Origin of the sequence: Streptococcus oralis, from assembly GCF_026782345.1 — a bacterium.
GTDB lineage: Bacteria > Bacillota > Bacilli > Lactobacillales > Streptococcaceae > Streptococcus > Streptococcus oralis_CK.
The window spans coordinates 456,825-469,382 of sequence record NZ_JAKUWI010000001.1 but is presented as its reverse complement, the minus strand read 5'-3'; the positions used below and the strand labels follow the sequence as shown (position 1 = coordinate 469,382).

Annotated in this window: 14 protein-coding genes; 7 read left to right on the top strand and 7 right to left on the bottom strand. The window is 41.4% G+C overall.

What is annotated here, in order from left to right; genetic code table 11:
- Positions 1-40 precede the first annotated feature (40 nt).
- The 5 genes from mutY to yjbM all read right to left on the bottom strand — a co-directional run bounded on the left by mutY (position 41) and on the right by yjbM (position 4,686).
- A complete protein-coding gene (gene mutY, locus MK405_RS02315) occupies positions 41-1,219 on the bottom strand; it encodes an A/G-specific adenine glycosylase (RefSeq protein WP_268704214.1) in 1,179 nt (392 codons plus the stop codon).
- A gap of 82 nt (positions 1,220-1,301) precedes the next feature.
- Positions 1,302-2,276, bottom strand: coding sequence for a phosphate acetyltransferase (gene pta / locus MK405_RS02310; protein WP_268704213.1), 975 nt, complete (start codon positions 2,274-2,276; stop codon positions 1,302-1,304).
- A gap of 43 nt (positions 2,277-2,319) precedes the next feature.
- Positions 2,320-3,216, bottom strand: coding sequence for an RluA family pseudouridine synthase (locus MK405_RS02305; RefSeq protein WP_268704212.1), 897 nt, complete (start codon positions 3,214-3,216; stop codon positions 2,320-2,322).
- Entirely contained in the window at positions 3,213-4,031 is an 819-nt protein-coding gene (locus tag MK405_RS02300) for an NAD kinase (protein ID WP_268704211.1), read from the bottom strand. Before MK405_RS02300 ends, MK405_RS02305 begins: the two co-directional genes overlap by 4 nt.
- The gene (yjbM, locus tag MK405_RS02295; RefSeq protein WP_268704210.1) at positions 4,015-4,686 is read right to left on the bottom strand and encodes a GTP diphosphokinase; all 672 of its coding nucleotides are present in this window, start codon (positions 4,684-4,686) and stop codon (positions 4,015-4,017) included. Before yjbM ends, MK405_RS02300 begins: the two co-directional genes overlap by 17 nt.
- A gap of 128 nt (positions 4,687-4,814) precedes the next feature.
- On the opposite strand from yjbM, the gene MK405_RS02290 reads away from it, so the two are divergent.
- The 7 genes from MK405_RS02290 to MK405_RS02260 all read left to right on the top strand — a co-directional run bounded on the left by MK405_RS02290 (position 4,815) and on the right by MK405_RS02260 (position 9,538).
- Positions 4,815-5,384 carry a CYTH domain-containing protein gene (locus tag MK405_RS02290; RefSeq protein ID WP_268704209.1) on the top strand — a complete coding sequence of 190 codons (570 nt, stop codon included), beginning with the start codon at positions 4,815-4,817 and terminating at the stop codon, positions 5,382-5,384.
- A 67-nt stretch (positions 5,385-5,451) separates the two neighbouring features.
- Positions 5,452-6,411, top strand: a complete 960-nt coding sequence (locus MK405_RS02285) for a ribose-phosphate diphosphokinase (RefSeq protein ID WP_268704208.1) — start codon at positions 5,452-5,454, stop codon at positions 6,409-6,411.
- 9 nt (positions 6,412-6,420) lie between these two features.
- Entirely contained in the window at positions 6,421-7,536 is a 1,116-nt protein-coding gene (locus MK405_RS02280; RefSeq protein WP_033606401.1) for a cysteine desulfurase family protein, read from the top strand.
- Positions 7,537-7,540: 4 nt separating this feature from the next.
- Positions 7,541-7,888: a DUF1831 domain-containing protein gene (locus MK405_RS02275; protein WP_000863524.1), complete on the top strand. Its 348-nt coding sequence runs from the start codon at positions 7,541-7,543 to the stop codon at positions 7,886-7,888.
- A 6-nt stretch (positions 7,889-7,894) separates the two neighbouring features.
- A complete protein-coding gene (locus MK405_RS02270) occupies positions 7,895-8,098 on the top strand; it encodes a DUF4649 family protein (RefSeq protein WP_025169551.1) in 204 nt (67 codons plus the stop codon).
- Between the two features lie 93 nt (positions 8,099-8,191).
- A complete protein-coding gene (locus tag MK405_RS02265; RefSeq protein WP_000653419.1) occupies positions 8,192-8,833 on the top strand; it encodes a redox-sensing transcriptional repressor Rex in 642 nt (213 codons plus the stop codon).
- 15 nt (positions 8,834-8,848) lie between these two features.
- Positions 8,849-9,538 (top strand): gamma-glutamyl-gamma-aminobutyrate hydrolase family protein, encoded by a 690-nt coding sequence (locus MK405_RS02260; RefSeq protein ID WP_084850892.1) that lies wholly within the window; start codon positions 8,849-8,851, stop codon positions 9,536-9,538.
- Here the strand turns inward: MK405_RS02260 and radC are convergent.
- Both radC and pcrA read right to left on the bottom strand, forming a co-directional pair.
- On the bottom strand, positions 9,535-10,215 hold the full coding sequence (gene radC, locus MK405_RS02255; RefSeq protein WP_268704207.1) for a RadC family protein: 681 nt from the start codon (positions 10,213-10,215) through the stop codon (positions 9,535-9,537). The genes MK405_RS02260 and radC overlap by 4 nt on opposite strands.
- A 42-nt stretch (positions 10,216-10,257) precedes the next feature.
- A complete protein-coding gene (pcrA, locus tag MK405_RS02250) occupies positions 10,258-12,549 on the bottom strand; it encodes a DNA helicase PcrA (RefSeq protein ID WP_268704206.1) in 2,292 nt (763 codons plus the stop codon).
- Positions 12,550-12,558 lie beyond the last annotated feature (9 nt).

Here is a 12,558-nt window from a genome sequence, read left to right as displayed (position 1 = left end):
TATCTATTATAACAAAAAAATACAAAGAAGGCACAAATGGCTACTGTAAGCCTTCATCTTCAAGAAGTGTTTTATAGGCTTGCCAAATCTTTTGTTGAGGTTTAGCAAATGGATAATCAGAAAACTCCTGAGGAGAAACCCAGCGAATTTCTCTGTCATCAAATTGTTTCGAATCTGTCACCTGACCCGCTAGGATTTGAATATGCCATTTCCGATGACTAAATACATGCTTTACCTGGTCAAATACTTGCTGGGACCAATTCACTTCTAAATCATAATCCTGCTCAAAGTTTTCTTGAGGGCTTGGTCCAAATGCTCTGCTTTTCTCTTTGACTTGAGAAAAGAGATCTAGTTGATTATCATCGCTAGAGAAATCATCAACTTCAATCAGTGGAAAATGCCAAAAACCGGCTAACAGTTTCTCACTTTCATTTTTCTCAAGAAGATATTGACCACGGTCATTGCGCACAACCAAAGCCTTGAGATAGATTGGGAGAGGCTTTTTCTTGGGTTCTTTAATCGGATATACATCCATGGTCCCATTCTGATAGGCTGCGCTAAAGTCCCTAACTGGACTTTCTTCTGGTCTAGGATTAACTGGGGCCTCTATGTCGGCCCCTAAATCCATCAGAGCTTGGTTAAAGTCACCTGGTCGTCTCGGGTCAATCAAGATTTCCATCATGGCTTGAAAAATCTTTCGATTGCTGGGAACTCCGATATCATAATTAACCTCAAACAAGCGTGCCAAAACCCGCATGACATTGCCATCAACCGCTGGCTCAGGCAAGTTAAAAGCGATACTGGAAATTGCTCCCGCAGTATAGGGGCCAATCCCTTTCAGGCCAGAAATTCCTTCATGGGTGTTTGGGAATTGACCACCAAAGTCAGATATAATCTGCTGAGCTGCAGCCTGCATATTGCGTACTCGAGAATAATAGCCCAATCCCTCCCAAGCCTTCAGCAGACGCTCTTCAGGGGCATTCGCCAGACTTTCAACAGTTGGAAACCAGTCCAAGAATCGTTTATAATAGGGAATAACTGTATCCACCCTGGTCTGCTGGAGCATGATTTCAGATACCCAGATGTGATAAGGATTTTTACTTCTCCGCCAAGGTAAATCTCTTTTGTTTTCATCATACCAGTTGAGGAGTTTCTCACGAAAAGAAATAATCTTCTCCTCCGGCCACATGACGATACCATATTTTTTCAAATCTAACATATATCTAGTATAACATAGAAGCTTCTAGCTGTCCTTTTCTCAGTACTAAAAAGCCTCTTCCCATGGGAAAGAGGACTAAATCTTATTGATGAACTGCTTGAGCTGCTGTGATAAGGGTCAACTTGTACACATCATCGGCATTACATCCACGAGAAAGGTCGTTAACCGGTTTGTTCAAACCTTGTAGAACTGGACCTACAGCCGCGAAGCCACCAAGACGTTCTGCAATCTTGTAGCCAATATTTCCTGCTTCGATACCAGGGAAGATAAAGACAGTTGCTTGCCCAGCAACGTTACTTCCTGGAGCTTTCAATGCTGCAGTTTCAGGGTGGAAGGCTGCATCAAATTGCAACTCACCATCAATCTCAAGGTCTGGACGCAAATCATGAGCGATTTTAGTCGCTTCAACAACCTTATCAACGCTTGCACCAAAGCCTGAACCTTTAGTAGAATAGCTTAGCATGGCAATTTTAGGCTCGATACCAAACATCTTAGCTGTGATCGCTGAATTGACCGCAATTTCAGCCAAGGCTTCTGCATCTGGATTGATATTAATGGCACAGTCTCCAAATAGGTAACGTTCTGTACCACGTACCATAAGGAAGGCACCTGAAGTACGAGTTACATTTGGACGAGTTTTAATGATTTGTAGAGCTGGACGAACTGTTGAGGCAGTTGAGTGAATCGCACCAGATACCATACCGTCAACCAAGCCCAAGTATACTAACATAACACCAAAGTAGTTGACATCTTCAACCAAAACTTTGCGCGCTTCTTCTTCAGTCATTTTGCCCTTACGACGCTCTACTAAAGCAGCAACCATTTCTTCAAATTGAGGATAGTGTTGAGGATCAATGACTTCATAACCATCCACAATCCCTTCGATTTCAAGATAAATTTTAATTTTTTCAGAGTTTCCAAGCAAAACAGGAATTACTTCTGTTTCTTTTACCAAGCGTTTTGTTGCTTGAAGAATACGTGGCTCTTCCCCTTCAGGGAGAACGATACGAGCATTTTTGCCAACCAGGTTGGCTTTAAGATTTTCAAAAACTTCCATGAGTTTTCTCCTTTAAGAAAATAAATTATACTCCAAATAGTGTTTAAAGAGTATTAGTTGATAACTGAGTTATAAGATTGCTGAAATCATCCGGTAAGGGATTTTCTAGTTGCAAATCTTGCTCTAGAAAAGGATGATAAAAAGATAAATAATGACAATGCAGAGCCTGACGTTGAATCCCATCGTCTAAGCTTCCTCCATAGAGATCGTCTCCCAACAAAGGAAAGCCGATATGAGAAAAATGCACTCGGATCTGATGAGTTCGTCCAGTATGCAGGCGAATATCAACTAGGTGAATATCTCCATAAGACGCTACAACTTTGTAAGATGTATGAGCGTATTTTCCACCTTGGGCAACCCGTCTCGTGATAATAGAATCTTCATCACGCGCAATCGGGGCAATAATCTCCCCTTCAGGCTCCAAGACACCAGCTCCTTTAACTAAAGCAAAATACCGTTTTTCGATAGACTTTCGTTGCAACTGCTTGTCTAAACGTGCATGAGCGTAACCATGCTTGGCAAAAAGCATCAAACCAGAAGTATCTCTATCAAGCCTAGTCACGATGTGAACTTGCTGGTTTTCATAGTTTTGATTGACATAATAGCCCTTGATAAAATTGGCAATGGTATTGGAATGATTGACACTGGGGATGGAAGCTACTCCATAAGGCTTATTCAAAACCAGAAAATGATCATCCTCATACAAGATATCGAGTGGACGATTGATTGCGTCCAGGCTTTCAAATCCTTCCTCTGCTGGAATATCGATGGTAACCCTGTCTCCAATATCTAAGAGATAAGTCGCATTTTGAGGTTGGCCATTGACCAGAATAGCCCCACCTCGAAACTTAATCTTAGCCAAAAGTCCCTTAGAAATCTCATGTTTCTTGAGAAAAGTTTTGACTTTAACGTGCTCATCTGCGGTAAATTCGAACCTCATTCATCCACCTCGCCGATGAAGGCATCTTTGACACGATTCCAGAAACTCGTGTGACTTGGCGTCGCTACGAAGTGAATCTTGTGATGGTCGATTTGATACTCAATCCTTTCTATATTTCGGAAAGAATAGATACTATTGTCAACCGATAGCGTGTGATAGTCATTACGAGTCGGTAAAAGCTCAATTTTGTCTTTCTTTGGAACGATGATTGAAGATCCTAGAGTCCGATAAACTCGGTTGTTGAGACTCGCAATTTCAGTCAGTTGCAAGGCTTCAATGGTAGGATGCAAGACCGCTCCCCCCAAGGACTTGTTGTAGGCAGTACTTCCCGTCGGCGTTGAAACAGTCACTCCATCTCCACGGAATCTCTCGAACGGAACGTGATTAATGATGATATCCGCAACCATGGTGCGATCTGATCGACGGATACTGGCTTCATTTAAGGCTCGGAAGATTTTCACTTCTCCATTTTCAAGCGTCACCTTGACATTCAAAACAGGATAAGAAACCTTGGCACCAGTATCTAGTAAAAGATTGGTCACCAATTGATCTAGCTCAAAATCACGATAATCTGTGTAAAATCCCAAATGACCTGTATGAACACCTACAAATCGAACCTTGTCTAACTGATTCTCATACTTGTGAAAAGCAGACAAAAGCATCCCGTCGCCACCAATAGAAATGACAATGTCGGGATTGGTATCGTTCAGTATAAAGTGTTGTTTCTTTAGTTTTTCCCTCAGCTCACGCAAAACCTTCTGACTCTGAGGTTTTCTATTTGCTATGAGGTCAACTCGTTTACCTGTATTCTTCATCTGTATCGTCACTATTTCCTACACCATCGTTTAGTTTTCTGCTCAATGGATCAAAGAGAGCCTGCGCTTCCTGAATGTCGTCACGAATCTTACCCATTTCCTCATCCAGTTGATAGGCTATTTTCGCCGTGATTTCCAGTCTTTTCCTGATTTCTTCTGGAAAATCGCCCTGATATTTATAATTGAGCGAGTGTTCAATCGTAGCCCAGAAATTCATGGCCAAAGTCCGTATTTGAATTTCAGCCAAAATCGTCTTAGCCCCGTTGATCGTATCAACCATGTACTCGACAACCACGTGATAAGAACGATAACCCGAAGCCTTACGATGAGTGATATAGTCTCGTTCCTGAACGATTCTCATATCTTGGCGTTTACGTAGAATCTCAACTACTTCTTTAACGTCATCAACAAACTGAACCATGACACGTAGCCCTGCGATATCTTGCAAGTCATTTTCCAAAGTTGCATAAGTAATTCCTCGACGAGCCATCTTTTCTTTGATACTTTCAATCGGTTTGACACGACCCGTTACAAATTCAATCGGAGAATGCTTGTTTTGCTTACGATACTGTTTGCGAATCCCCCGAAGTTTAATCTTCAACTCACCTACAGCCTGAATGTAAGGATCTAAAAATTCTTCCCATTCTATGGTCATACTTTCTCCCTTGTAATGTTTGATTGCTTTGTCGAAAATCTTTGATTTTTTCAATACATTCGTATACAATAAATACATTGTCCATTATACCATAAATCGCTTTCAAAGATATAGAAAAGGTTGAAAAAATGAAACATTTAGAAATAGAATTGAAAACACTTCTGAAAAAAGAGGAATATGATCATCTAAAAAAACAGTTTTCCCATATCCAACCCGTCCTTCAGAAAAACTACTACATTGACACACCAGATTTCCAATTGCGTGAAAAGAAGGTTGCCATGCGCATTCGCACCTTTGCAGATTGGGCGGAATTGACCTTGAAAGTGCCTCAAACTGTAGGAAATATGGAATACAACCAGAAATTAACTCTTTCAGAAGCTGAATCATACCTAGAAAAACAAAAACTACCTCAAGGGCTCGTTCTAGAGAAGCTTGCTAAGATTGGCATCGAAAGCCATGAATGGCTTGTTCTAGGCTGTCTTTCAACTCTACGTTATGAAACGAAAACTGAAATTGGCTTAATGGCCTTAGACGAAAGTCAATACTTTGACCAGACGGACTATGAACTCGAGCTTGAAGTCACAGACCATGAAAAAGGGAAAGCCGATTTTAAGAGATTTTTAGATGAGAATCATATAGTTTATAAGAAAGCTCCATCAAAATTAATTCGTTTTATTAAAAGCATGAAAAAAAGCTGAAATAATCTCCATTTTCTGGTAAAATAATGGAGATAAAATATTTAGAGTTTACAGAGGACGGTCTATAATGTCAGATAGAAACAACATGAAACTTTTTGCACTTAATTCCAATCATGAAATTGCACAAAAAATCGCAGAAACGGTTGGGGTACCTCTCGGAAAATTATCTTCTCGCCAATTTTCTGATGGTGAAATCCAGGTCAACATCGAAGAAAGTGTCCGTGGTTACGATGTTTACATCATCCAGTCAACCAGCTACCCCGTTAGCAACCACTTGATGGAATTATTAATCATGGTTGATGCTTGTGTACGTGCAAGTGCTCATAGTATCAACGTTGTCCTTCCTTACTTTGGTTATGCTCGTCAGGATCGTATCGCTTCTTCTCGCGAACCCCTCACTGCAAAACTAGTTGCCAATATGCTTGTCAAAGCTGGTGTAAGTCGTGTTCTAACGCTGGACCTCCATGCTGTTCAGGTCCAAGGTTTCTTTGATATTCCTGTAGATAATCTTTATACTGTTCCTCTATTTGCTAAGCACTACTGTGATAAAGGACTCCTTGGCTCCGATGTTGTTGTTGTCAGTCCAAAGAACTCTGGTGTTAAACGTGCACGTAGTTTGGCTGAATACCTTGATGCTCCTATCGCTATCATTGACTACGCCCAAGACGATTCTAATCGTAACGAAGGCTATATCATTGGGGATGTCGAAGGCAAGAAGGCTATCTTAATTGACGATATTCTAAATACTGGTCGTACTTTCTCTGAAGCTGCCAAAATCGTTGAACGTGAAGGTGCAACTGAGATTTATGCAGTTTCTAGTCACGGTTTATTTGTTGAAGGTGCAGCAGACCTCCTTGACGCTACAAACATCAAAGAAATCCTAGTGACAGACTCCGTAGCAACCAAAGAAAGAACTCCTGAAAATGTATGTTACATTACTGCTAGCGAGTTAATCGGAGATGCGATCGTCCGCATCCATGAAAGAAAACCAGTCAGCCCACTCTTTGCTTACAACAAAAAGAAATAAGGTGATTCTTTGATTTATTTGGACAATGCTGCTACTACTCCTATGTCAGCAGTTGCTATTTCAGAAATGACCAGGGTCATGCAAGAAACCCACGGTAATCCTTCTAGTATTCATAGTCATGGTCGACAGGCTGGCAAACTCTTGCGAGAAGCCCGTCAGGAACTAGCCCAGTTATTGGGGACAAAATCTCAACATATCTTTTTCACGTCTGGCGGTACAGAAAGCAACAATACAGCTATTATTGGCTATTGTCTCCGTCATCAAAATCGTGGAAAACATATCATCACGACAGCTATTGAACATCATTCTGTGCTTGAGACTATCGATTATCTGGTGCAACATTTTGGCTTTGAAGCGACTATCATCCAACCAGTAAATCAAGAAATTACTCCCCAGCAAATTCAAGAGGCCTTACGTGACGATACTATTCTCGTTTCCACTATGTATGCTAATAATGAAACGGGCAGTCTCTTACCTATCGCTGAGATTGGACGTGTTTTAAAAGAGCATCCTGCGGCTTATCATGTAGATGCTGTTCAAGCTATCGGAAAAGTTCCTATCCATCCTGAGGAATTGGGAATTGATTTCCTCAGTGCTTCTGCCCACAAATTCCATGGACCAAAGGGAATCGGCTTTCTTTATGCTTCTTCCGCGGACTTTGATTCCTATCTTCACGGTGGAGACCAAGAACAAAAGAAACGGGCTGGAACAGAAAACCTCGCTGCCATTGTAGGCATGGTCGCTGCTCTTAAAGAGGACTTAGAGCAGCAAGCTGAACATTACCAAAAACTAGAGGGATTAAAATCTGCTTTTCTAGATGAGATTGCAGATCTAGAATACTATCTCAACGAAAGCCAATACCAGCTTCCTTATGTTGTCAATATTGGCTTTCCTGGTCAAAAAAATGATTTGCTCTTGCTACGGTTAGACCTTGAAGGAATTTCAATTTCTACCGGTTCAGCTTGTACCGCTGGTGTTGTACAAACCAGTCATGTGCTTAAAGCATTTTATGGACCAGATTCGCATCGTTTGAAAGAATCTGTCCGTATCAGCCTGTCTCCTCTTAACACTGAGGAAGAACTGAAACAACTCGCACAAACCTTAAAAAATATTATTGGAGATTAATCTAATGGCATTCGAAAAAACCATTAAACTACAAAACTGCCGCTACGACTACACACTTAGCCCAACTGTCAAAAAGTTCACACTGAAAGATAATACTTTCTTTGAAACAAAAGTTGGAAACTTCGAACTAACTCGTCTGCTTGAGAAAGTACCTAACAGCGGTGAAGGCTTCAACCTAAAAATCATCATCAATAAAGACCTTACAGGTGCTAAACTCAACATCACTGACAAATCTGGCCTTCGTTTGGTGAATATCTTTAAATCAGAAGACCATCATATCCACCAAGAGAAATTCTACTTCCTCATGGACAGCCTTGTAGAACGCGGAATCTTCACAAAAGAAGAAAGATAATTGGCTATGTATCGACTTACCTATCAAGATAACTATCACGTAGAACGTACACTTGAATATAAGGATTACGAAGAGCTTATGTTATCTCTATCAGGTTGTGTAACTCTTCCAGATACATTCCTAGTTACCTCATTAACCTTTGATGATAAAGTTATCTATCAAGGATTGGTCGGAGATCTCTACCGTTTTCTATCACAAGCTAATTTTTAAGACTAAAACTAAGATTTTCTTAGTTTTTTCTTGTTTTTGTTGATTTTTTCACAATGTTTCTATAAAATAGAAGAATAGAAAGGTTGTGGTTTTGTGAAAGATAAACAGTCTGCTATTCCAAAAGCAACAGCAAAAAGACTCTCTCTCTACTATCGAATTTTCAAGAGATTTCATGCCGAGAAAATCGAACGTGCCAACTCTAAGCAAATTGCAGAGGCTATCGGTATCGATTCTGCGACTGTTCGTCGTGATTTTTCCTATTTTGGCGAACTAGGTCGTCGTGGTTTTGGTTATGATGTTAAAAAACTGATGACTTTTTTTGCTGACCTCCTAAATGACAACTCCATTACCAATGTTATGTTGGTTGGGATTGGGAATATGGGGCATGCCCTTCTCCACTATCGCTTCCATGAGCGTAACAAGATGAAAATCATCATGGCATTTGACCTAGATGACCATCCAGAAGTTGGAACCCAGACACCTGATGGAATTCCAATCTATGGTATCTCTCAAATTAAAGAAAAAATCAAAGAAGCAGATGTTAAAACTGCTATCCTAACTGTTCCAAGTGTTAAATCACAAGAAGTTGCTAATCTTTTGGTCGATGCAGGTATAAAAGGTATTCTCAGTTTTTCCCCTGTTCACCTCCACCTTCCAAAAGATGTGGTCGTTCAGTATGTCGATTTGACAAGCGAACTCCAAACCCTCCTCTATTTTATGCGTAAAGAGGATTAGAAAGCGAAAGCATTTATGAAAAAACCAGTTATTGGGATTACAGGAAATGAAAAAGCTCATCCAGATGATGACATCATGATGAGCTATGCAGCAAAGGGCTTTGTTGAAGGAATCAAGGACGCTGGCGGAATTCCAATCATCCTACCGATTGGTGATCAAGAAATGGCTACCCATTACATTAGTATCATTGATAAGCTCATCCTAACGGGTGGGCAAAATGTTGATCCAAAATACTATGGTGAGCCTAAAACCATTGACAGCGATGACTACCATCTTCAAAGAGACCAGTTTGAATTAGCCCTTATCATAGAAGCGATTAAACAGAAGAAACCAATTTTCTCTGTTTGCCGTGGTACTCAGCTTTTCAATGTCGCTATGGGAGGTACGCTTCACCAAGATATCGAGGATCATTGGCAGGACTGTTCAGCCGAATACACGACTCAACGCCTCGTAACGGAACCTGATACCATTCTCCGAGAAATCTATGGAGAAATCTCTCATATCAACTCCTTCCACCACCAGAGTATTAAAGATCTAGCTCCTAATCTTAAGGTTGTAGCACATGATCCTAAAGATGGAATCATTGAGGCTGTGACAACTACGGACGGCTTTCCTTACCTTGGTGTCCAATGGCATCCAGAATTTCTATTTGAAAATCGCCCCAAAGATAAAACATTGTTTGACTATGTTGTTAACGAACTCTAAATCAAATCCGTCTTTTCACGGTAACTAAAGTAATCAGAGTGAGAAACAATCAAATGGTCCAAGAAAACAATTCCCATCAGTTCGCAAGCTTCCTTGACTAGCTTAGTGACATGGTCGTCATTTCGACTAGGAGATACGGCACCAGATGGATGATTGTGAACGAGAATCACGGAGGTAGCCATATGCTTGAGGGCATAGTGAAGAATTTCCCGTGGTTCAGCGATGCTGCGTGTCGCAGATCCGATAAAAATAGTTTGCTGATGGATGATTTGATTTTGAGTATTGAGATAGAGCGCCACTAGGTGCTCTTGTTTTTTGTCGCCAAGTTCCTGTTGCATTTTCTTGGCTAGCTTTTGACTACTGAGAATACTTTCCATCTCAAGGGTTTCATGTTTGTGAATGCGGTGTCCCAGTTCAATCACTGCTTGTAGTTCAATGGCTTTTATTCGCCCTATACCAGACAGACTCTGCAATTCCTGCAGGGTCATTATTTTCAAATCGGTTAGACTGTTAAGACTATTCAAGACTTTTTGGGCAATTTCAAAAACGTTTGTCTGACGCGTTCCCGTTCTGAGCAGAATAGCTAGTAATTCTTGATTGCTTAGAGCCTCTACTCCTTCTTTTACTAGTCTTTCTCTAGGTAAGAGTGAATCTTCTTGGAATGAAATACTGTACATAAAAATCCTCCTCACTTTATTATTCGTGAGAAGGATGAAAAATTAGATTTTTTTCTCAATTGGGGCTACACTGGCTAGGAGTTTTTTCAGTCCTACTTCTGGGAAATTGATTTTCAATTCCTGAGTAGCGCCACTACCCGACACTTCAAGGACTGTTCCCTCTCCCCATTTCTTGTGAAATGCAATATCTCCAATAGACCAGTTTGTATCGCTTGAATCTTTTTTATTTCCGGCTGCAAGCTTTCCAAATGGAAGACCACTTGACTGGATAGAACTTGGCGCGGCATTACGTTTCCGTTCTTGAAGGGCCTGGGCTAAGCTCATACCTTGACCGAAAGCAATCCCGCCACTGCTATAAGAAGCCTTAAAGCTAGTATTCGCTGGTCGAGCCAAGCCTTGATAGTCAAGTAAGTCCGAACTAATTTCATTGATAAAACGGGTCGGACGATTGTAATTGGTACGCCCAAAAAGCAAGCGTGAGTTGGCATTGGTCAGATAGAGGATCTTTTCTGCTCGTGTGATACCGACATAGGCCAAACGGCGTTCCTCTTCTAGCTCATCTGGATCTTCAGCTGCACGGCTAAGGGGAAAGACATTTTCCTCCATCCCAATGATAAAGACAACTGGGAACTCAAGTCCCTTAGCTGCGTGCAAGGTCATCAAGGTCACTTCTGATGTCTCCTGACTGCCTGAATCCGTATCCGCAATCAGGGCAAGGTCATTCAAGAAACGACTGAGTTTGTCCAAACCTGTTTCCTCTTCTTGACTATCAGGATTGTCGTCAAAATTTTTGGTAACAGAAAGGAATTCCTCGATATTTTCAACCCGCGCCTTGCTTTCTAAGGTCGCTTGGGCATTGAGAATATCGATATAACCAGTTTTTTCTAGAACAGCCTCCACCAGCTCGGTAATGGTTAATTGATCCAGTTGCTCCCGCAAATCCATAATCATATTGGCAAAATCCCAGATAGACTGGGCTGCTTTTCCTTTGATGCTAGACAGCATGATATTAGCTGAAGCATCCAGCATAGACATCTCTTGCATATTCGCAAAATCGCGAATTTTCTCAACGGTTCCTGGGCCGATTCCGCGTTTAGGTTCGTTAATAATGCGCTCAAAACTGATATTATCACTCAAATTGGCAATGAGGTTAAGGTAAGCGATAATGTCACGGATTTCCTTACGGCTGTAGAACTTGGTCCCGCCAACCATAGTATAAGGAATATTGGACTTGAGCAGGGCTTCCTCAATGGTACGAGACTGCGCATTAGTCCGATATAGAACTGCAAAATCTTTGTGAAGGAAGTTGTGACTACGACCAAGTTCATCGATGGTTTTGGCTACAAAAACAGCCTCATCTTGTTCGTCATTTGCGCGATAATAAACGATTTGCTCCCCATCGGCATTCTGAGTCCAGAGATTCTTGGGACGACGATTTTTATTGTTTTTGATGACGTCATTGGCAGCTTGGAGAATGGTTTTGGTTGAACGGTAATTTTCTTCTAATAAAACCACCTTGGCGTTAGGGTAATCTTTCTCAAAATCCAAGATATTCTGCATATCAGCCCCACGCCAACCGTAGATAGACTGGTCCGCATCTCCAACTACGCAGATATTTTTAAAGCGTGAAGCCAAGAGTTTGACTAGTTGGTACTGGGCATGGTTGGTATCTTGGTACTCATCAACGTGAATGTACTGGAACTTCTGCTGATAGTAGGTCAAGACGTCAGGATTCTGATCAAAGAGACGCAAGGTCAGCATAATCAAATCATCAAAGTCAACGGACTCAGACTGACGAAGCTCCTTTTGATAGGCTGTATAACATTGAGCCACAATTTGTGTGTACATATCACCAGCTTGGGCAGCATAAGCCACATCATCAATTAGGTCATTCTTAGCATTGGAAATGGTTCCCAAAATAGTCCGTTCATTCCATTTTTTAGGATCCAAGTTCAACTGCTTGAGAATGCGTTTCATGAGGGTTCGCTGTTCTCCAGGATCTACTATGGTAAAATTGCGGTTGTAGCCAATATGATCCGCATCGCGACGTAGGATACGAACACACATGGAGTGAAAGGTCGCAATCAGACAGTCCTGAGTAGCTGGATTGAGGCCATAGGCACGCTCCTTCATCTCACGCGCCGCCTTATTGGTAAAGGTAATGGCCAAGATATTCCAAGGATTGACCATCTTTTCATCAATCAAATAAGCAATACGGTGGGTCAAAACTCGGGTCTTCCCAGAACCAGCCCCCGCCATGATTAACAAGGGCCCTTCTGTCGTTTGCACCGCTTCAGCCTGACGGTCATTCATTCCATTCAATAATGCGTTCATTTTCTCTTC